The organism is Paenibacillus sp. FSL K6-3182 (assembly GCF_037976325.1).
Lineage (GTDB): Bacteria > Bacillota > Bacilli > Paenibacillales > Paenibacillaceae > Pristimantibacillus.
This window is the reverse complement of sequence record NZ_CP150265.1, coordinates 1098346-1120481: the sequence shown is the minus strand read 5'-3', so window position 1 is coordinate 1120481 and position 22136 is coordinate 1098346. Positions and strand designations below refer to the sequence as shown.

19 protein-coding genes are annotated in these 22136 nt (G+C 47.0%); 2 read left to right on the top strand and 17 right to left on the bottom strand.

Annotated elements, in window-relative coordinates; genetic code table 11:
• Positions 1-25 precede the first annotated feature (25 nt).
• The 5 genes from MHH56_RS04875 to MHH56_RS04855 form a co-directional block, all read right to left on the bottom strand.
• On the bottom strand, positions 26-1933 hold the full coding sequence (locus MHH56_RS04875; protein WP_339206978.1) for a beta-N-acetylhexosaminidase: 1908 nt from the start codon (positions 1931-1933) through the stop codon (positions 26-28).
• The gene (locus MHH56_RS04870; RefSeq protein WP_339206976.1) at positions 1930-2766 is read right to left on the bottom strand and encodes a carbohydrate ABC transporter permease; all 837 of its coding nucleotides are present in this window, start codon (positions 2764-2766) and stop codon (positions 1930-1932) included. Before MHH56_RS04870 ends, MHH56_RS04875 begins: the two co-directional genes overlap by 4 nt.
• 34 nt (positions 2767-2800) lie before the next feature.
• Entirely contained in the window at positions 2801-3733 is a 933-nt protein-coding gene (locus tag MHH56_RS04865; protein ID WP_339206975.1) for a sugar ABC transporter permease, read from the bottom strand.
• Between the two features lie 127 nt (positions 3734-3860).
• Positions 3861-5342, bottom strand: a complete 1482-nt coding sequence (locus MHH56_RS04860) for an ABC transporter substrate-binding protein (RefSeq protein ID WP_339206973.1) — start codon at positions 5340-5342, stop codon at positions 3861-3863.
• Positions 5343-5396: 54 nt separating this feature from the next.
• Positions 5397-6680, bottom strand: coding sequence for a Gfo/Idh/MocA family oxidoreductase (locus MHH56_RS04855; RefSeq protein WP_339206972.1), 1284 nt, complete (start codon positions 6678-6680; stop codon positions 5397-5399).
• A gap of 247 nt (positions 6681-6927) precedes the next feature.
• Here MHH56_RS04855 and MHH56_RS04850 point away from each other — a divergent pair, with 247 nt between their 5' ends.
• Positions 6928-7920 carry a LacI family DNA-binding transcriptional regulator gene (locus MHH56_RS04850; RefSeq protein WP_339206971.1) on the top strand — a complete coding sequence of 331 codons (993 nt, stop codon included), beginning with the start codon at positions 6928-6930 and terminating at the stop codon, positions 7918-7920.
• 954 nt (positions 7921-8874) lie between these two features.
• Here MHH56_RS04850 and MHH56_RS04845 read toward each other — a convergent pair.
• The 5 genes from MHH56_RS04845 to MHH56_RS04825 form a co-directional block, all read right to left on the bottom strand.
• Positions 8875-9036, bottom strand: a complete 162-nt coding sequence (locus MHH56_RS04845; protein WP_339206969.1) for a hypothetical protein — start codon at positions 9034-9036, stop codon at positions 8875-8877.
• Positions 9018-10520, bottom strand: a complete 1503-nt coding sequence (gene rlmD, locus MHH56_RS04840; protein ID WP_339206968.1) for a 23S rRNA (uracil(1939)-C(5))-methyltransferase RlmD — start codon at positions 10518-10520, stop codon at positions 9018-9020. The genes MHH56_RS04845 and rlmD overlap by 19 nt, the downstream gene beginning before the upstream one ends.
• Positions 10521-10600: 80 nt before the next feature.
• Positions 10601-11509, bottom strand: coding sequence for a diacylglycerol kinase (locus MHH56_RS04835; RefSeq protein ID WP_339209506.1), 909 nt, complete (start codon positions 11507-11509; stop codon positions 10601-10603).
• Positions 11510-11550: 41 nt separating this feature from the next.
• Positions 11551-12375, bottom strand: coding sequence for a CbiX/SirB N-terminal domain-containing protein (locus tag MHH56_RS04830; RefSeq protein WP_339206967.1), 825 nt, complete (start codon positions 12373-12375; stop codon positions 11551-11553).
• Complete coding sequence (locus tag MHH56_RS04825; protein WP_054026535.1) at positions 12365-12655, bottom strand: YerC/YecD family TrpR-related protein; 291 nt, start codon at positions 12653-12655, stop codon at positions 12365-12367. Before MHH56_RS04825 ends, MHH56_RS04830 begins: the two co-directional genes overlap by 11 nt.
• A 223-nt stretch (positions 12656-12878) precedes the next feature.
• Between MHH56_RS04825 and MHH56_RS04820 the strand changes: the two genes are divergently transcribed.
• Positions 12879-13409 (top strand): tyrosine protein kinase, encoded by a 531-nt coding sequence (locus tag MHH56_RS04820; RefSeq protein ID WP_339206962.1) that lies wholly within the window; start codon positions 12879-12881, stop codon positions 13407-13409.
• 638 nt (positions 13410-14047) lie between these two features.
• On the opposite strand, the gene MHH56_RS04815 is transcribed toward MHH56_RS04820, so the two are convergent.
• The 7 genes from MHH56_RS04815 to MHH56_RS04785 form a co-directional block, all read right to left on the bottom strand.
• Positions 14048-15043, bottom strand: coding sequence for an inorganic phosphate transporter (locus MHH56_RS04815; protein WP_076271085.1), 996 nt, complete (start codon positions 15041-15043; stop codon positions 14048-14050).
• A 24-nt stretch (positions 15044-15067) separates the two neighbouring features.
• Entirely contained in the window at positions 15068-15679 is a 612-nt protein-coding gene (locus MHH56_RS04810; RefSeq protein ID WP_076271086.1) for a DUF47 family protein, read from the bottom strand.
• Between the two features lie 221 nt (positions 15680-15900).
• Positions 15901-16974 carry a DUF3048 domain-containing protein gene (locus MHH56_RS04805; protein ID WP_339206961.1) on the bottom strand — a complete coding sequence of 358 codons (1074 nt, stop codon included), beginning with the start codon at positions 16972-16974 and terminating at the stop codon, positions 15901-15903.
• Positions 16975-17227: 253 nt separating this feature from the next.
• A complete protein-coding gene (locus MHH56_RS04800) occupies positions 17228-18049 on the bottom strand; it encodes an alpha/beta fold hydrolase (protein WP_339206960.1) in 822 nt (273 codons plus the stop codon).
• A gap of 350 nt (positions 18050-18399) precedes the next feature.
• On the bottom strand, positions 18400-19794 hold the full coding sequence (locus tag MHH56_RS04795) for a HAMP domain-containing sensor histidine kinase (protein ID WP_076271089.1): 1395 nt from the start codon (positions 19792-19794) through the stop codon (positions 18400-18402).
• Positions 19791-20642 carry a response regulator transcription factor gene (locus tag MHH56_RS04790; protein WP_339206958.1) on the bottom strand — a complete coding sequence of 284 codons (852 nt, stop codon included), beginning with the start codon at positions 20640-20642 and terminating at the stop codon, positions 19791-19793. Before MHH56_RS04790 ends, MHH56_RS04795 begins: the two co-directional genes overlap by 4 nt.
• 25 nt (positions 20643-20667) lie before the next feature.
• Complete coding sequence (locus MHH56_RS04785) at positions 20668-22113, bottom strand: VCBS repeat-containing protein (protein ID WP_339206957.1); 1446 nt, start codon at positions 22111-22113, stop codon at positions 20668-20670.
• Positions 22114-22136 lie beyond the last annotated feature (23 nt).

Here is a 22136-nt window from a genome sequence, read left to right as displayed (position 1 = left end):
TAATTGGCAGCGCTTTCACCTTGATTCAGGTAAACTTATTCGCACTTGCAATCAGATGATAGGAAACAAAATAGTCCGTTTCTGCGCCGTCCTGTATGGACCTGGCGTCAAAGTAAAGCCTTCTCTCTTCAAGCTCCTCGATTCGCTCGACTGTGCCTGCTAAATAATCGGCTATCCGTTCTTGCGCGGATTTCAATCTTGCTGATAGTCCTCCATAACGAATATCTAATACTTCCCATCCATGAGGCTTGTTCGTGCTCATCCATTGTCCACGATGCGAAGTTCGTAAAACCTCTACTCTCACCAGCAATTCAGGCAATTCATTCGTAGCCATATGTTCTAATAACGCATGATTTCCATCCGCATATGCGCTTCTTAGACGTATTCCTAAATCCGCCTTTATTGCAAGTACATCAGCCAAGCAGGCAAGAACGCCGAATAGACGATTAGCCGTATCCTGACTAGCCTCCTGCTCCCGATACAACTTGGCAAGCCGGCCATAATGGTCCGCAACCTCTGTATTCTCAATGTGTTTGTCGAACAGCCCCAACAGGACATCCTGCCACAGCAAATATTTCGATGGATTGGAGAAATCGCCGTGCTCCGTCTTCACGCCTGATATATGATCCATTCGCTCAATATTCATATAATGATCATAAGGAATGCCCGTACAAAACAGCGTTCTGCGTTGTAATCTCTGCTCATCCACAACCTTGGCATAAGCGTGTTCTGCGTATAGCTGCAAACTCGGAAGAATCGACCATAGATTGTTCTCCGCCCCGTTGTCCCCCCACGCCGTTGCGAACACTTCCCTTACATTCTCCTGTTTGCAGGCTTGCAGTGCTGCATGGGTGCATTGTAACGTACGCGTATAATGCGTACTCATGCCGAGCCAAGTCCAGATGCCGCCAGCGAATACAGGTACGGAGCCGAGCGCCCGATGCTTGCGTATCATCGTCTCGTAAAATTGCTGCTCATAATGATAATAATCCCAATAAACAAGCTGTATTCCCTGCGGAATGCGATTCACATGAGCTTCATCGATTACAGAATCGAGATCATAATAATCGTGCGTTGCAGAGCCGATCCGAAAGTACATGTCGCTCCAGATCAGCGGCTGCAAGCCATAACGTGTCGTAATGTCCTCTACCTTGGACAAATGCTCGTTCATAAGCTCAAATCGATTACGGTTCCCATAGAGATCCAGACCACGGCCACGCCCCAAGCCGTGGGCTTCGTCCATTCCGATATGTATTCGACGGCTGCGGAACGTACGCGATACACTGCCTACCATTCGGTCAATCAACTCGTAGGTAGGGTCCTGCCCTACCAGAAGTACATCATGCGTATCTCTTACAGCGGCCGAAGCCTCCCACTTCAGGAAGGACTCGAGATGACCGAGCGTCTGAATGCAAGGAATCATCTCGATGCCAAGCTCCGCCGCATAGGCATCGCATTCCTGGAGCTCTTCCGGCGTGTATCTGCCGCGCATATAACCAAAATACGGTTCGTTCTCTACCGTATAAGTATCCTCTGTATAGAGCATGAGCGTATTCATGCCCATCAAAGCCATGTAACGCAGCAATTCTTTAACACTATCCACTTTAGGAACGGCATTCCGGGAGCAGTCCAGCATGAATCCGATTGTATCGAATTGCGGTTGTTCGCGGATTTCTGTATACTCGTGCGATCGGAGGGCTTCCACCAATAGACCGACTGCCCGGAGCAAGTGATTGCTTCGATTATAAATAATAGTGGCGCCTGCTCCTTCGAACCTTACGAGTAGCTCTGCGTTTTCTGTTCTCTCCAGCGTAACTGGAAATCCTCCGGTGTCCGACCGTTTCATAGCCAGCATGTCGCACAGGATGTCCACTCCATTATCCAAACCACTAAGCTCTCCATAGAACGAAAGCTGTTGCTGTCCCATGCTCATCCTTTCATCGCTCCCATCGTTGCGCCTTCCATAATTCTTTTTTGGAAGATTACATAGAAAATAATAGAGGGGATCATAACAATAATGACTCCCGCGAACATTGTCACCCAATCCGACGTATATTGCATCTTCATATTCGCTTGGTACATGTTGACCCCAATCGTATATTTATCAGGATCGCCCAGATAGATGAAGGGGCCGAGAAAGTTGTTGTACAAGCCGAGAAACTTGAAGATGGCTACGGTAACGATTCCCGGTGTAGACAAGGGCACGATAATCCGCCAGAACGTCTGGAAGATCGAAGCTCCGTCCATGAACGCGCTCTCCTCCAGATCTCTGGGAAGCGAAGCCATAAATCCGCCGAGCAGCATGAGGAAAAATACGTTCTCGCCGAAGCTGTCCAGTATGATCAGGCCTGATAAACTGTTCGTTAGATGCAATGTTTTCATTAGAATGTATTGGGGGACCAGCGCGTTGATTCCCGGCAAGAACAGGGAAAGCATAATCAGGCCCCATATCAGCTTTCTTCCCTTGAACTTCATGCGCGTTAATGCGTATGCATTAAGCGTTGTCAGGAAGGTGCCGAGCACCAGACTCACGCCGACATAATACAACGTATTCAACAAAGACTTGCCGATATTATATTCATTCCAGGCCTTGGAATAATTGCCCCATTGCAGATCCGTTGGCAAAGCCCATATATCCTGAAAAAAGGCAGCGTTTGTTCTAACAGATTGATACAAGATCCACACGACTGGAAAAATGATGGAGATCGCCCATAAAAACAGCAACAGTCTCCAAAATACATCCATTAAAGTTCGACGTTCTGCCATGCCCTGGTTGCCTCCCCCTCCTTGATTACCCGTGCTAATACTCGACAGGATCATCCGGATATAGTTTATCAATAATTAGTTTTGCTCCAACCAGAATGACGAAGAGGAACATCCCGATAGCGGAAGCGTAACCGTAATTATGATATTCTTTGCCAAATGCGAGATTAAACATATACAGCCCAATAACGTCTGTGGAACCTTCCGGCCCGCCATTCGTCAAGATCATGATGATCTCGAAGCCCTTAATCGAACCCAATACCGCGAATACAACACATACCCGGATAACACCGCGGATTAGTGGAATTGTAATCAGGAAGAGGATAGTCATCGGACGAGCGCCCTCAAGATGAGCCGCCTCATACAGAGATTTAGGTATACTGCTGATTGCATTAATGAAAATGACGACGTAAAGTCCAACTCCGCCCCATACCATCGGCAATACCAACGCCCAGAAGGCCGTTCTTGTGTCTCCAAGCCAGTAGAAATCATTCATGTTCAAGCCGATCAGTTCCAGCAGACCATTCAGCATCCCGAAGCTTCCATCGAAGATAAACGACCAGAGCAACGCAATAACGACAGCTGACAAAACGTTCGTAAAAAAATAAATTACTTTATACATCGAATTTTCTTTATATGTCTTATTATTCAACAAATAGGCCAATAGCAATGAAATGAAAACAATAAGCCCGGGAGCGATAATCATATATAACAAGTTATGGTACAAAGCGCGCCAGACGAATTGATCCTTAACCATATGGACATAGTTATCGAACCCTACATACTTGGCATCCGTTAATCCATCCCAATCCAATAGGGAGTAATAAACCGACAGCACATTCGGATACAGGGTGAACAAAATATAACCAAGCAGCGATGGAGCAACCGCAAGGAACAAGAACAAAGCGCGCTGTCTTCTAGCCTTACCGGATCCCTGCCGCTTTCGCACGACGGCTTCATTGACATTCATCCCGGAGTTCAAAGCATCTCCTCCTTACCCAAGTAAAACGGCTTCGCCGTCTTCAGACGGCGGTATACGTTTGGTTTACGTTTGGTTCATATTCGGGAGGAATTACTCCCCCCGAACCTATTGCAGCTTACTGCTTTGGACGGTCCTTATCTATAGCCGCTTGCTTAAGCTTCTCAGCTTCTTCCAATACCGGTGCCGGATCCTTCTTCCCTGTTGCTACTGCGGTGATCAGTTCGCTCAAGATCTTATCGGCTTGTCCATGCTCGGGACTTGTGAGGTTGAAGTTGTGGCGATAAGAAATATATTCGACTTTGTGCTTAGTCGCATATTCCATTACAGCCGCTTGTGTAGGCTGCAGCTTGGCGATGCGGGCAGGATCTTCACCAAAGTCCAGTCTTCCCGGATACGTTCCCGCTTCTGCAGCAAGCGATTCCTGAATCTCGAAATCGTATAAGCTAAGGATAAATTCTTTGGCCCATTTCTTATTGAGATCAGGCTTGTTTTTCCATATTGTAAATCCAACATCCGCTACTCCGGCATTGACGAAAATAGTTTGGTCAGCATCATTCACAGCAGGGATTGCCATGAATCCCCATGCGAAGCCTTCCGGCGTGCTGTCTTTCATCTCGTTGCCCACCCAATCTCCGGTCGAGACGAGCGCGGCCTTATGCTGCAAAACCTGCATTTGCGATTGGGTATGATTTAACGCCGCGACTCCGGATGGGAAGTAACCCTTCTTGCCGAATTCGTACATCCGGTTCCAGGCCTCTTTGTTTTCGGTGGTCGTTAACAAGGGGCCGTCAAAATTACGGAAGTTTTTAATGTAAGTATCGAAGGTGCCATTGGCCTTGGCCAGATTGAACTGAATGACATTAAACACATAGTCCGTTAGGTAGCCGGCATACACGCCCGGGAATGTAATCGGAATAATGCCGTCGGCCTTAATCTGGTCCAGCAGCGCTACAAATTCGTCCCATGTCCCAGGGCTCTTATTCCAGCCCTTCTCATCGAACAGCTTCTGATCGAAGAACAATCCAGCTGTATATCCGCCGACCGGCATTCTGGCTGTAAAGCCGATACTGCGCGAATTGTCGTAGGCATCATCGGAGATGACCGATCTCAGCTTCTTGCTTGTTTCTCCCGGCAGATCGCGCTCCCACAGATCATCCTGTGGCTCCAGCTTTCCTGCAGCCGCTAATCGCTCGAGCTGACCCGTTGCCGTAAAGTTCGGGATGAACAGGTCGAACATGTCATTGTCATCGCCCGCTGCGATTTTCGGTTCGAGTATTGTCGAAAGCGTTGGTGTGGAAGTAATATCGAATGTGACATTCGGATACTTCTCCTTGAAATTCTTCACCGCCAGATCCAACCATACACGTCCCGCTCCCGCTTCCCAGAACCCCATCTTCAGTGTTACTTTCTCGTCCTTGGGCAAGCCGTTCTCCGGATATACATTCGATTCTGTTGCAGCAGCCGGTTCACTCGCTGCCGGACTTGAGCTTGCAGGACCCGTGCTTGAATTCGCCGGTTCGTTGTTATTCCCGGAGCATCCTGCTAGCAGAACAACTACCATTACTAAAGATAATAATAACGCGCTTGCCTTTTTCATTCATGTGACCCCCCAAATTATATTCAGTTGATATTATATAAAGCTGCCGATTGCTCAGCTCAACTGCATACGGTACTCGCATAGAGGCGCGCTCAATAAGGCGATCGCAACAGAGCTTCCGCCCGCCACTCTGGATTGCTCGGCCGCAAAGGCCATCAGGTGGCTTTGTACGGAAGCTTCAGCCGAAGTAAGACCACTGCCTCCGTTATTGTTCTCATTGCGAACTTGCTTCAAGAATTCCCGTACCAGGCCTTCATCCCCGCCTCCGTGTCCTCCTTCTTCAACAACCAGGGCAACAGGGATTGCTTCCTTCCCGTAAGGGTACAGAACAATCTCGTTTTTCTCCATGTAACCTCTGATTTCACCCAAGGTCCCCATGATTTGAACGGTTCTGGAAACATCGTGAGAGAACCCGGACATCGTGAAGGAGGCGGTTGCGCCGCTTTGGAACTCCATGTTAACTACCTGATGATCGACTACATTATTATCGCAGCGATACACACAGCGCCCGAACGGGCCGTTCTGAAGCGCTTCATGAATATTTTGCGGCGTCGGGTCGCCGGTGATGAATCGGGACCATTCGTTCGTTGCATCCTCTTCATAGATTCGGATCGCTGAATATGGACATTCCCGTTCAACCGCACAGCCCTCCGTACATCTGGCGGTTGAACCCGCCGGAGCATTCTCCGGACGGAAATGCAGCAGCGAGCCATACGAGCTGACTCTTACACACCTCTCGTCGATCAACCAAGATAAGATATCCATATCGTGACAGGATTTCTGCAGGATCATCGGACTCGTTTCTTCGGACTTGTTCCAGTTGCCGCGAACGAAGCTGTGCGCCATATGGAAGTAACCGACATTCTCGCTTAACTGTATAGATACGACACGGCCGATGGAGCCGCTTGTAATGATCTCTTTGATCTTCGACCAGAACGGGGTATACCGCAGCACATGACTGACCGTTAACAAGCGGTTAAACTTGCGGGATGCGTCAGCCATGGCGATGACCTCCTCAGCCAATGGAGACATCGGCTTCTCCAGCAGCACATCGTACCCCAACTCAAGAGCCCTTAAAGTCGGTGCGTAATGCATTCGGTCTTGTGTGGAGATAATCGCAATATCGGCCATTTTACGATTAGATATAACCTGTTCCCAGCTTTCAAATACTTGACTTGGCGTTAATTGGTGCTCAGCCGCCGCAATCCGTCTTCGTTCTTTATCCGGTTCGGCAACTGCGACGACCTTTAGCTCCTCCGGGTACTTGCCCGCATATGCCCCGTATACGAATCTTCCTCTCGCACCGGCTCCTACGATAACTGCAGTGATTTGTCGCACAACGATGAATGATCCCACCCTTCTAAGCATACATCAGTAAACTTATTTTCAAGGAGATCATAACAGTCGTTATATTTACCTGTCAACGCTAATTTTTATACAAATTTTAAAACTGTAAGACCTCTTCACCTCTCAATTCTCGCATTAAAATTTACTTTATAGAGCTTAAAATTGACGAATACCGCTGTTTATCGCTATAATATAACCAACGTTATATTTGATTCTTAGAAGAAGAAGGGGATTGCCCATGGTTACGAAAAAGGAGATCGCAGAGCACCTTGGCATTTCGCGGACAGCCGTATCTCTTGTATTGAACAACACGCCTAGCAGTACAATTTCGGCAGATACACGGAATAAAATACTCCGGGCAGCCAAAGACCTGGGTTACAGGGATGTGGAAGTCTCCCCTAAGCTTTGTTATGTGCTTTACGATAGGGATGCGAATGACCCGCGTTATATCGCCGATTTGCAAATCATGGAGGCGGCGGCCAGCCGTTTCAATTATGGTTTGATTTTCATGAACATTACTCATGCCCCCGAATCCTTAAGCAAACTGCAGAGGTCGTTGGACACTCAGGAGATTGACGGGTACATTGTATCTGGTGACGTGGATGAGGTCATTCTGAGTATGTTCCGAATGGCGAATACCCCTTATCTGTTATATGGGATGCCTTTACGCGGCAAGAATGACAACTTTATCTCCTTCGATGATAAGAAGCTGGCTTACGATGCCACTCATTATTTAATCACGCTTGGCCATACCCGTATCGCCTTGTTTATGGGCAGTCTGGACTACAATATCCATCAATTAGCACTGGAAGGTTATCGCGAAGCTCTTGAGGCGAAGGGAATTCCGCTGGATAAATCGCTGATTCAGATTAGCAATGATGAGAATGGTTATGAGCTCTGCAAGAGAGCCGAGATGCTGCAACTGCAATATACGGCCGCCTTCTGTGTGAATACCGTTATCCAGTTCGGCGTTCTCCAGTATCTTCAGAGTACAGGCGTATCCGTACCGCACGACATCAGCCTGATCGGTTCAGGTCTGAGCGAGCTCGTGAAGATCAGCGTCCCTCAGCTAACCACTTATTACGTATCCGCAGAGGAAAAGGAAAAGACGGTATCTATGCTGCTTGAGATCATTAACAATCGTAATTCGGAGCGTACATTTTCGTCGCGGGTTACGGAATTCGAACGGTTCGAGGGCGGTACTGTTTCTCCTTGGAGACAGGGAATATAACGCTAGACAGCGGTTGCCCCCATATTCGGGAAGCAACCGCTGTCTCGGCCACCTGTATTCAGAGTTCCACCCTGACCAGCATGCGCACCGCACCATTGCTTGCGGAGATTCTGCAGTTTCTCGAAAATAATGGCCACAAGAAATTCAGCACCATTACTGACGAATTCATCTCGCAGTATATCTCAAAAGCATCATTGGACATACCCAAGAGCATGGAAAGAATGGTCCATGCTCTTGGTATACTGGTATCCTACCTGAAATCAAAGGGTATTGGCGCCTTGAGAATGGATCCGTCCATTCTTAAGCTTGCATCCAGAGGCAGAAAGATACTCCCGTACCAGAGATGAGGTTCTAGCTCTTCTGGGGGCCATTGACAGGAGTACCGATGCGGGCATACGCGATTATGCAGTGGTCACGCTTGCCGCCAAACAATCCCAACCAAAAAATGATAAGCCATTTGTCTGAAATCCTTGAGCAGTACAGTACACGAAGATCAATCGCAGTTACAGTTTCATCGTTACTAATACGAATAGTCTCGAAAATTATCCACGCCACAATGTATGAGATAGAATAAAAGAAAAACTGAATTTTTCTGCTTCCTGCTCTATTTTCAGTTCAAATGCTTTGTTTATTAAAATGCTCAGATCTTCATCATCTGTAGTTTCAATAGATTTCTTGTAGTGTTCCTCTAATAACATACAATTGAAGTCAACATATCCAAATATCTGTCTTTACCAGACAAAAATCAGGTCTGATCTTCCCCACTACAATTCGTTTTCCTATCGGCACAAAAGGCCACTTTCAGAGCACAACGAAAGTGGCCTATCGTATTACACTGTAATATGCGAACCATTTTTTTTGAGCCTTCAGAAATGCGTGAGCCCTTGTGCAGCAAGGCTTCTCCCTGACTCTCTACTTTACTTTTGTTACCATAATACCCCACTATAAAGTAAGCTAAAAATCATTCGTCATATCTACCCACTTCAAATCCAATACAACCGAAACTTTAATCGTATCTCGCAACACCTTATTTTTATAGTCACTGTCGTCTTGTGCAAAAGAGAAATACTTCGTCGAATACTGATAACTATAGACTTCTAAGTATCGACTCGACATATCTCCACCACGCACTCCACATGAACCGTCCAAGGAAACATATCCACCGGCACAACCTCAGTCGTCCTATACCCGCCGTCCTCCAACACACGTAAATCCCTTGCAAGTGTAGAAGGGTTGCAGCTCACATACACCACTCTCTCCGGTTTCATCGCCAGAATCGTCTCAAGCAGTGCAGGATCGCAGCCTTTGCGCGGCGGATCAACGACGATGACATCCGCCGTTATGCCTTCCTTACGCCAGCGAGGAATAACAACCTCCGCAGGGCCCGCCTCGAACGAGGCATTCGTAATGCCGTTGAGCGCCGCATTCCGCGCCGCATCCTCGATTGCCTCGGGTACGATTTCAACGCCATAAACGCGTCCAGCTTGCCTTGCAAGAAACAACGATATCGTACCGATGCCGCAATAAGCGTCAATCACGGTTTCCGAGCCTGTTAAGCCAGCATATTCGACCGCTTTACGATATAACTCCACCGTTTGCATCGGGTTCACTTGATAGAACGATCTCGCCGATATTGCGAAGCGAATGCCGTCGAGTTCATCATAGATAACCTCGCTGCCCCAGAGGACACAAGTCTCATCACCAAATATAACGTTCGTATTCCGCTCGTTCACATTTTGAACGATGCTCTTCACGCCAGGGAGCTCCTCGCGGATGCGCCTCACCCATTCATCCGACGAAGGCAGCTTCCTGCTGTTCGTAACTAACACGACCATGATCTCGCCGGTGACAACGCCTGTCCGTGCCATCACATGGCGCAGTACGCCGCGGCCTGTCTCCTCATCATAAGGTGTAGCGCCAAGCTCACGTCCGATTCGCTTTACGACACGAATAACCTCATCATTATGCTCATGCTCAATCAGACAATCGTCCATATCGATAATCCGATGGCTGCCGCGGGCGTAGAAGCCTGCAATTAATTGACCATCTTTAGAACTGGTGCCGATCGGTACGGATGCTTTATTGCGATAACGCCAAGGCTCGTCCATTCCAACAGTAGGGTGAACAACAATTCCAGCAGAAGCATTCTCTCCATCCGACAGATTGCCTTCACCATCCACATTCAGTTTGCCGATTCGCATCAAGTTATCCACAACATGCTGGCGTTTCCACTCCAGTTGCGCCGGATAATCGAAATGCTGCAGCTGGCAGCCGCCGCATTCCTTATAAATATCACAAGGCGGCTCCACGCGCGATGGGCTCTTAAGCATCAGCTCTTCAAGCTTCGCATAACCATACTGCTTCTTTACCTTCATCACCTTCGCGCGCACACGCTCACCAGGAAGTGCTCCCTGTATAAAAAGGGTAAAGCCGTCAGCGCGGCCTACCCCTTCTCCATCATGTGTCAGGCCGATAATATCGACGGTGACTTCTTCATTTTTCTGAAAAGGCGCATCTGCTGGAATCGTCGCTGCTCGAGTACCCGTACCCGCAGCACTGCGCGATCTGCCTTTGCCGCCTCTGCTTCTACCTTTGTTCATAAACTCTCTCCGCTCTATCTTCAATGCTGTTGCATGCTAGTTCCTATTTATCATTCCCAGATTTCCGAATACATAAGGGCTTAACGGTAAGTCGATTCCCCAGTCTCATCAGCAAAAATACGCAAATGCGACGGCAGCACCGAAAAAGTACACGGCAGCACGCCGCCATATTCGCCATCGAGGTTAATTTGCACATAATCCGGTGTAGTCACCTTTAGTTCATTCGTCCGGAAATGAATCACATGTGGATCGTTCAAATGCTCACCGCGCAGCGCAAGCGTCACAAGCTTTATAAATTCCGGCAGATTGCATTTGCGGATAAGCAGGACGTCAAGAAGCCCGTCATCAAGCTTGGAGTCCGGCGCCAATCGCTCGAAACCGCCGACCGAATTGCTGTTGCATATGAGGAACATCATGAACTCATCATGGAATTCACCTACACCAGCTGCATGAAAAGTCAGCTCAGTTGGCCGAAGTCGGGTCATTTTCTCCATGCCCTTCATATAATATGCCAGCTGCCCAATCATCGTCTTAAGCTTGCTCGGCACATCATAGGTCAGTTCCGTTAAGGAGCCGCCTCCAGCAATATTGATAAAATAGCGATCATTCGCCTTACCGACATCAATCGGCCGGCTATATTGCTGAATAATAAGGTCGACTGCGTACTCCCAATGCTTCGGAATACCCATCGCCCGTGCGAAATCATTCGTTGTGCCTACTGGCAATATGCCAAGCGGAGGTCGATTCGCCTTGTTCGTCAAGCCGTTGATAACCTCATAAAGCGTACCGTCACCGCCTGCTGCAATGATCATATCATAGCCGCGGTCTGCGGCTTCAGCCGCTGCAAGCGTAGCATCTCCCTCGCCTATCGTGGCGTGGCAGCTCGTCTCAATACCGCCCTGTTCAAGACGCTGAAGAATATCTGGCAATCTTTTTTTCATTTCTTCTCTTCCCGATGTCGGGTTATATATAAGTCTTGCTCGTTTGATTGCCATCTCGGTTCACCCCTAACAATCATTCAACCTAACATTTATTCTGTAAACGTGACATGCTTCTCTTCGCACAACCGTTGTAAACCGTCGATCATCTGATGCTCCAGCCACTGCTCAATCGCTGCATTAGGAAGCATCGTCTTGCCGTTATAGCGATATACAAAACCATTAAGCCGATTTGGAATGACATGATTGGTAAAATAGCCTTGGCTCAGAAATAGCGGCACAACAATGACCGCTTCCTGTGGATTCGCTGCCTGCATCGCTGCCAGCTTTCCTGCCGCTTGATCTGGCAATAGCATGGCATACTCTGCGCGCTTATATCCACCGAGCCCTCTAACCCGCTCGCCAAGCTTCTTCAGCCCTTCCTGCCAGCGCTCATGAAATACCTTTTCTTTGCTTCCGTGGCCAATAAGCAGTAACGCTTCTGACTCTGGTCTTGTGGATAAGGGTGCAATGTTTGAAGCCAGCAGCTCTGCAATTTGGGGATCATCGTCAATTGGGAGACCATAATGAATTGTAGCTTTGACTCGAAATGTACCTAAGTCACCCTCCAGATCGGAAACCCATGGAAAACCAAATGCTTGCCCAATTTCATCCACATGTGTACTACCCGAAGAAACGAACAGCGGCACTACGAACATATCCGTAACACCTTGCCCCTCTAATTCATCAATGCCATCCTGAATAAGCCGTCCCTCCACGATCTCGAGAAAGGACGACATAATTGGAACACCTGATAAACGGGGCGAAGCCGCTGCTGCTGCAACCGCCTCATCAACTAACTGTACCCATGCAGCTTCTCTGGAGCCGTGGCTAATGACAAGAATGCCTGGCTTCATCGCATGATTCCTACCTTCCAAGCCGTTCTAGAGCCATTTTATAACCGTCATTGCCATAGTTCAAGCAACGCTTCACTCTCGATATTGTTGCTGTACTCGCGCCTGTCTCGGCTTCAATCGCGTTATAAGTGCTGCCTTTTCCGAGCATCCGTGCTACTTCAAGTCTTTGTGATAACGATTGGATCTCATTCACCGTACACAGATCATCGAAGAAAACATAACATTCCTCAACTGACTTCAATGTAAGCACCGCTTCGAATAATTGATCTATTGCTTTATCGTTCAGCTTTTTAAGCTGCATGCGAATTCACTCCTATTAAAACTAATGCTACTATTGTAACTTTTTTAACCGTTTTTTTCAAACATTACCGAATTAACGCAAGGAAATGCTCCACTTATTTGACGCGAACTCACATACAAGCAGCAGGCATTTATCTAGAAAAAAATCTGCACCCCGAGACATTCGTCCAATCCTTATGTTCGCCTACTCCATAAACTGTTATAAAAGAAGGGTTGTGATCCGTGTGAACTATCGCAATAACCCCGGTACCGGCAACCAGCAAAACGATTGGCACGGCGGCCAGCGTCTGGCACAAGAGCCGTTCAGCAAATCGTCTGGCGCAAAGTCGAGCGGTTTCAGCTTTGGCGGAAACCTGCCAACAATGCCGCCGGCTTCGCAGCAGGCGCAGGATATCCTGCCCGTCGTTGTACCGGATACAGCTGCTGAGCTTATAGAATCGACCACTAGCACCAAAGCAAGCGGCTTCTCACTTGCCAATCTAGGCGAAATTAAAGGTTATATCGATCGTTTGGGCGGCATCGACGGTATCTTAACGACCGTGACAAAGGTCCAGAAGGTCATGTCGAGCGTTTCTCAAATGGCTCCGCTTGTCAAAGTGCTTATGGGCTCCTTTGGCAAAAAATCAAAAGAATCTGATGACGATGATTCTGACGAATGGAAACCTAAGCGCCGCAAACGCCGCAAGCCAAGAGCTGGTTCCGGCTCAGGCAAAAAAACAGTTCGTCGTCGCCGTACTACGCCTAAGAAACGTTAAACACGGATTCGAAGGTTTATTCTAAACATATTTAACCTACATCTATTAAAGTGAAGCACCCTGATTGCCGCGAATAGCGCAGCGATCGGGGTGTATTTTATTTCATCAATTTATGCACATGATCACACTGAAAATAAAATAGTTATCCAGCTGTGGATAACCCATTTCCCTTGTCTGTCCACATAAAAACCGTTTGAATTCGTACATCATTGTTGTGAACTGTGTACAAGTACAACCTTCGACAGTTTTCGTCAGCTTCCATCTTGCAATCCATACACAGCTGTTCGTACAATGTGCATATGTTTTCTGCTTATGCTGAAAATATATAAATATTCAAAAGAAAAATGAAGCAATTCTGCCGCATATTATGGTAGCAACGAAGCTCCAGCGGCTGTACAATCATCAAAAGTGGAACTCATACACAGCTGTTATTAATTATGTGCATAGATGCAATTTTCGCGAATTTTCGATAAACGTTGTCCACAGAGGATAAACGTTAGAAGAGAACACAAAAAATAGTGAGGAAAATCTCATTCCCCATGAGCCTAGGCTCATGGCGAGTGAGGTTTTCCTCACTATCTCATTTAAAGAGTCAGATCACTATATTACCGAAGAGTAATCGTTTTTTCAAGCTTTTCTTATAGGAAGAAGAAATGAATGATCCAGTAGAAAAACATCGCCATGATGATTGTAATGGGAATTGTAATAACCCACGCAACGATGATACGACCTGCAACTCCCCATTTAACAGCGGAGAAACGTTTCGCGCTGCCGACACCAAGGATTGAAGACGTAATAACATGTGTTGTACTTACTGGAAGATGAAGCATCGTAGCCGTCAAAATAACGGCTGCTGAACCAATGTCAGCTGCAAAGCCGTTGATTGGCTCGATTTTGAAAATTTTTGTCCCCATCGTTTTGATGATTTTCCAGCCGCCGACTGAGGTACCGAGCGCCATTGCTGTCGCCGCGGAAATTTTAACCCATAGTGGAACGTCCATCGTGGTTTGAATACCGGAAGCAACTAGAGCAAATACGATAATACCCATTGCTTTTTGAGCGTCATTCGTACCGTGAGAGAACGATTGGAAAGCAGCTGTCAGAATTTGACCGAAGCGAAATCCTTTATTCACCTGATGCGGGCTTGATTTGGCAAAGATCTTCTTGAGAATCCACATAATGATAAAACCTGCGGAGAAAGCAATGAGCGGTGAAAAAATCAACGCTTGTACAATCTTGATCAATCCGCCGCTGTTAATTGCGCTCATACCTGCTCCGCCGATTACTGCGCCTGCGAGGGAGCCAATCAAAGCATGTGAGGATGAGGAAGGAATACCGAACCACCAAGTAATCAGGTTCCATGCGATTGCTGACAATAGAGCCGCAATAACTATGGGAACGCCATGCTCCAGCTCTGCTGGATTGGCTACACCTTTACCAATTGTAGCCGCAACGCCTGTAAACGTAATTGCACCGACAAAGTTCATTACGGCGGCCATTACGATTGCAACTCTAGGTTTTAACGCCCGAGTCGACACGGCAGTTGCAATCGCATTTGCCGTATCATGAAATCCATTTATAAAATCAAACGAAAGCGCTAGAAATACGACAATCCATAGAACCATTAAATCCATTGTAAAAGACTCCCACTCTCTAGATTAGCTATTACGCATAATGATCGATTCCAGCGTATTGGCAACGTCCTCGCAGTAGTCGGTCGTTTGCTCTAGCATCTCATAAATCTCTTTGCGCTTCATCAGCTCAATTGGATCTGTGACATTTGCGAACAAGCTCTTGATGCAAACCCGAAGCAGGTCGTCAGCTTGGTTCTCCAGCTCGTTAAGTGCAATATTTGGCTCGCGTATAGCAAGCAGCTTCCGTTCTGTAAGCAAATAAATTGCTTTCTTAATTTGATGCGACGAACGAACGAGAATATCGCCAAACAACGTTATGTACTCGTCCTTCTCAAGAATGTTGTACATTTCAAAACGAGATGCGCAAGCTTCGATGCCATCGAGCACATCATCAAGCGAAGTCGTCAGGGCCATAATATCTTCACGTTCAATCGGAGTGATGAACGTTTTGTTCAGCTCCTTCAAAATCGTGTGTACATGCTTGTCGCATCTACTTTCGTATTCCTTCATGGTCTTGGCGAAAGCTGATACATCCGATAGGTCTGACAATCCTTTGGCAAAGTACTCCACAGCCTCGACAATTGCGTCAGCCATTTCTTCGAACGTCTTAAAGAAAATATCCTTTTTCTTGAACATCGTAATCCCCTTTACACGACTTGATGTTTAGGCGCACTGCTATGAGCCCACAATATCTTAACATAGTTTACATGTGAATTGTTAAGAGAATGTAAAGGTTTTATGAAAAATTTTAGATTTTCATAAAAAATATAAAAAAGACGCAATCCTGTAACAAGATTGCGTCCTTTTGATCCTTGGAAGCTCATCCGTCAACGTCTGTTAACAGTGTCTCCAACTTGCTACGTTTGTACCCATGTTACATGCCCTTCAAATGTCGGTTTGTTTGGCACGATATGAAAGAAAGTTTTTCCAGGGACAAACGGCAGCTCTGCTCCATTCTTTACAATTCGAATCATTCCATCTGGAGCTCTTACCCATTCTGCTTCGATCGCTTTGCCTTTCTGGAACAGAATCGCCGAGCCTCCTTTTGTCAGATCGACGGCCAATCGCCCCTCTTTATCAAGCGTCTTGTGATCCGCTCCAAGCACAACCAAATTTGTACCGGAAAGCTGTTCATTATTGTTCATATCGATATGCGGTTTGTCGCCTATCGACCGTTTGTATAAGCCTGATACTGAATCGTACTTGTATCCAACATTATAATTTTTGAGCATAAAATTTATTGTAATGTCAGCTGCCGGGACACCAACCTCTGTGGAACCCGCTTCCGCGAACGTATAAGGCGGAACCTGCTTGTCCATGCTGTATTTCTTCTTCTCTGCGCCCGTACGCAGCTTCTCTAGATTTGAATACAAATTATGCGGAGCTTTGCGTTCCTTGCTTCTCCAGAAGTAGCTGCCTGCATTCGAGATTTCATCCAAATAAGGTTTGCCCTGCCTCTGCAGCACTGCATAACCATCATTGCTCGCTCCTGCATGGGCAAGCACCGCGCCATAACTGTCTCCAATATCAATAAGATAAGGTCTAATGCTGCGTATAGGTCCAATCGTATCGGTTATTGCGCTCGTACTCTGAAATACGGCAATTAAACGAGTAATGCCGCCTTCCGCAAGCACTTCCCAGATTACATCAGCGTTCGTTAAACCAGACTGTGGACGAGCTGCTGCGAAATTATTAATCATAACGACAATCGGTCTTGAGGTTGCCGCATTTTCCAGCTTCAGTCCGCTTAGCGGAGCATCATAAGGGAGCTGCGTCGGGGCTGTCACTGGCTCATCCGTACTATTAGGATCCATAATATCATTTGTCTCTGTCGGTGTATCGTTGCTGCCTTTCCCTCCACTGCAAGCTGTAATAAGGAGTATAAGAGATAATAATAGCAAAACTGCCGATTTTCGAATTCTTTTGTTCATGCGTTAACCTGCCTTTTCCCGCTAAAACATAGCTTGTATTCGTTTTCATATTACTTCCATTTAAACACAATTGAGGGCGTATGTCTCGACAAATAAGTTGCTTTCCAGGTTAAAAAATCCAAATTTTTCATATCATATCCCAATTTCCTGACAGAAAGCTTGTTCTTAGCACCGCATGGACGTGCGACAAAAAAATAGAAGGGACAAGCTCCTGGTTAACAAGAACTTGCCCCTTCTATTTGTTCATGCCGCCTTAAATACTCCAGTGATGCCATTCTTCTTGCTGTTTATCAAGTCCGTTTAGCCAATCTGAGGTTACGCGAATCGCTTCCTCCTGATGATTGCGAGCGGAGTAGGTGTGATTCGCTTGAAAAATAATTTCCTTATCGCAAAGGCCCTCATTGCGGGTCCAGAACACCTTCTGGTATAAGAAGCTGTAATCAACAGGTATAAGCTCATCGCTAGTACCGTGAACCAGCAGCACCTCGCCGCCAAATTTAGTAGCTGCTTGGAAAGGCTGATGTTGAAGCAGCGAATCAAAAAATACAGGCTGCAGCGTATACCCTTGATAATCGGAGCTTCCTCCAGTTACAGCATCGTCATAGCTGCTGCGTCCTACGATCCGTACAATGTCATTGAACGGATAAGCAACAGGCGACCAAAGCACAAGACGTTTAGCGCGCTTATCTTTAACTGCTGTCATAATCGCTACCGCTCCGCCTAGACTGTGGCCAAGCAATACGATTCTGAGCGGATCAACACATTCCATGCTTGATAAATAATTAATCGCGCTTCTAGTCTGATCAACCATTGAATCAAAGCCGAGAGCTCCGTAGTCACCGCTGCTCTCGCCGCAGCCGCCATAATCGAAACGAAGGACATAAGAGCCTTGCGCCGCAAGCGCTCTAGCCGTTTTTACAAACAAACGGTCAACGCCTATGCGAGAGCCTATAAATCCATGGCATATAATGATAGCTTGTTTTTTTTCTGAATCGTTTTTATTTCCATCCGTAGGGTAATGCAGCGTTGCCGCAAGCTCAAGCTCGTTATGTCGCAGCGTCAAGTGCTTTTCCATCCGATAACCTCCTGAAAGCCTATATATAATAATTCCTACCCGTATACTATGAATTAATATTAAAACCATAATATCATCACTGCTCTGTACCTGTCAATCTCACAAAGAAAATAAAACCAGCAAACTTTATACTGCTCCTAATCGGGACATACTACCAATATGTTTAGCAGATTCACATTTTAGGAGGTGCAAAGCTATGCCTTTATGGATTGCCTTTATAAAGGATCACTGGCTGTCCTTGCTGCTTATTATAGGAATCGCAGTTGCGATATCGTTTGTATATGCGAACCGCAAGCTGCTGTTCTATAATGAATGACGATAAGAGCACCGCGAGAAGCTGAGGGAATGGATTATTCCTCATGCATGATCGGCACTCGAATCGTCACAATTGTTCCGGCTCCACGTTCGCTGTCAATGGTTAACTGACCGCCGTGGAGCTCAATGATCTCCTTGCAAATAGCTAGTCCGAGTCCAGATCCGCCATGGCCGGTACTCGCTTTATAAAACTTTTCAGTGACATGCGGCAAGTCCTCTGCTTCAATCCCACAGCCTGTATCTGCTATCGTGAGCATCGCGCTATCTTGTTCGATGGTCGTTGCTACACGAATGGTGCCGCCAGCAGGTGTAAACTTGAGCGCATTGTCAATTAGATTAATGATCACCTGCTTGAGTCGATTCGCATCCCCTCGAACAACGATTGGGCTTTTGCCATAGTTAGCCAAAATCCGTACCCGTGTATGCTCCTCACGAACTCCTAGCTGATTAACCGTTTCTTTAACCGGGCCATTGAAATCAAGCACTTCGCTATGCAGCTCCATCGTCCTAGCCGACAGCTTCGAGAAATCGAGCAAATCTTCGACCAGCCCCGATAAACGCTCCGTTTCCTTGCTAATAATGGATAAGCCCAGCTTTACCTCTTCATCATCCTCGGTAGGCTCGCTTTCCTTTAAGGTTTCACTCCAGCCCTTAATCGATGTAAGCGGGGTGCGAAGCTCATGGGATATCGAAGAAATAAAGTCATCCTTCAGCTTCTCACGTTTGCTAAGCTCTAATACCATGGCATTAAACGTTTCCGCTAGCTGACCAATTTCATCATCATTCCGCTGAATAGCCCGATGCGTCCAATCTCCCTCGGCCATATAGCGCGCCGCTCGTGTAAGCTCTCGAATCGGCTTGACGATTCGCTGGGCGAGAAACAAGCTTAAGCCAAGAAACAAAAGGACAACTCCGATACCAACCGCTGTTGCCATCCGGATAAGCAAGCTCACCATCGCATCTACTTGATTTAAGGAAGCTGAATAACGAAGCATGGATACGACCCGTGTTTCATTCCAAAGCGGTATCGTGACCGACATGACCCGCTCTCCATAATAAGGATCAACTCCCCGCCAGCTTCCCGTTGTCCCTGCAATCGCGGACTTTACATCAGCAGTCGTATAACGAATATCTGGTGCAAAACCGTCGGAATCGATCCGAATCTGACCCGTGCTATCAAGAAGCTGCAGCCTAGTGCCGCTCTCAACCATGTATTGCAAAATATAATCGCCCTGATCCTTCACTGTAAGCGAGGAAAGCGAACGGCTGTGCAGTGTTAACGCCGACTCCGCACGTTGTTTAACGGAGCTCTGCGCGCTTCCGTAATAGTAGTTCCACATTAATGCTGCGAACACGCCACCAAGTACGCTGACGACAAGTACGATGAGCAGCAAATAGCTCCACACCATTCTCGTTTGTACGCTTTTCATTCGTCGCCGCCCCGCTTCCACCGATAACCATAACCCCAAACCGTTTCAATAAAGGCTGGATCGGATGGGTTTTTCTCGATTTTCTGGCGAATTCTTCGAATATTCACGTCCACTACCTTAAGATCTCCAACATAATATCTGCCCCATACCTCTGTCAAAATATGATCTCGGCTGACGCTCTCGCCGACTCGTTCCATCAATAGTCGTACAAGCGTCCATTCCGTAGGCGTCAAAATAATTTCCTTGCCCTGCTTCCACAGCTTCCGCTCTGCTACAGAGAGCCGGAACGGCTGTACATGCAGCTCCTGATGAAAGCTGCCACTTCCATAAATCATCGTAGGCTGCTGTTCTTCTAGCGGACGCTGAACATTAAATGCAGATGTCGGTGCCGCTATAGGCGCTGCTTCGCCACGGTACACTTCCTCACTTGCCGCAATCGATTCCGATGCAGCACCAACCTCTTGCTCCTGATCATCCAGCTGAGGCTTCATTCTCCGATAGAGCGACTTAATCCGCGCAATAAGCTCGCCTGGACTGAACGGCTTCTGCACATAATCATCTGCACCTAGCTCCAGCCCATGAATTTTATCCTCTTCCTGCGACTTCGCCGTCAGCATAATAATACCCATGCGCGGATAGCGGGCACGCAGCTGCTCGCACACTTCAAATCCGCTAATTGTCGGCAGCATAACGTCAAGCAGCGCGATATCGATAGGCCCGTCTGTATCTGCAAGCGCTAACGCTGATTCGCCAGTTTCCGCCTCTATCACTTCCATATCGTTGCGCTTTAGATTAATGCGGACAAAGCCGCGGATGGACTCCTCGTCCTCCAACAATAATATACGCATAGCTTAAAGCACCCGCTTTTCTCTCTTAATCGTTACGGATAGTAAGCGAAGATGCAAACTCTGCTTCTACCCCTGCCATCTCGCTAAAAGCTTGCCGGTCTGCTTCAGGCCACTCGGCTGGAGCTTCCACTACGAATGAAACCGCAAAAACATTGCCGCTGTCCGTCATTAACTGCCGATATCGTTTAGATTGCTGCTTCCAAGTTGATTCAACGCTATCCCACTGCTTCTGCGGTACTGCATATAAGGTCGCCAGTTTGGCTGTCTTATTCAATTTTTCATTCCAGTAATCGATAGACACAAGGGCATGCGGCTCGTTTAAGCTGTGCATCGTATAACGGCCTAACCATTGTTCAGGTATACGAAGCTGTATACCATAACTATAATCAGAGAACTCCTCTGTTATTTTCATAAAATCAGATTTACCGTCCCATTGCATCCATTCATCCAACCATTTGGAATCGGAATAAGGGACCTCTGAATAACCCGGAGCCTCTTTCGTCCATGGCAGTTCAAAGATGCCATCGCCATTTATATCCTTGCTCATCGTTGGCGTTCCGCTAATTCCTTCCTGCCCTATAGAACGATTCGGATAAACGAGCCTTAGCTTGTTTCGCTCCCACACGTACATTGTGGTATAAGTACTGTGCGCACCGGTCGATGCTTCCAAAATAATGCCTCTACGAGTAGGTGAAATCCGTCCAATGAGCAAACGATCATAACTATTCACTTCTTTATACAGGTTCTCTGTATGTATTTCCCGCATGCTCCCGTTGATCCAATTGTAAATAGTTAAATGGAATTCTGGCAGCGCCATTTCTTGATTCGTACCGATCTCCGATATAATCGCAAGCTCCATTCGTCCATCCTCATTAATGTCGCCCGTATCTCCATAAGAATAAGGCAAGGTCTCCATAGGCTTCAATGTCAATTTGCCGACGTCATTGCGAACTGGCTTCGATTTAAACGAATAAATCTCGAGCACATTCGGACTGTCAAAAGCTCCGATCCACCCGATCATGATTTCCATTTGACCATCGTTATCGAGATCCTCTATTTTCAGCCAATCGATTAATCTGGCCAGCGGCTGCTGAATGAGCACCCACGGCTTCCATACGGAATTCGTATATTTGAACACCATTAACTCAGGTGAACTGTATTCATTGTAATAAGAAACGATAGCCTCTTCCGTTCCGTCTCCGTCCACATCAATGAGGCGTATGGCTTCCATATGATCCTCTCTAAGAGGAAGTGTCAGCTTGCTATAATCCGGTAAATTTTTTTCAATTGCCTGCACGATAGCCTGTTTCTCGGGTGAAATAGCAGGCTTCTGCAGAAGATCTGCAGGCGCGGCTGTATAACGACAGCCAGCTGCGAGCAATAGGAGTGGAATCAAGCCACCGAGCATTAAGCTCCATCTCATGATTGGTCCACGCCTATTTCTCACATTACTATCACTTGCGTTATCCAACGTTGCAGCCTCCTCGTGCATGT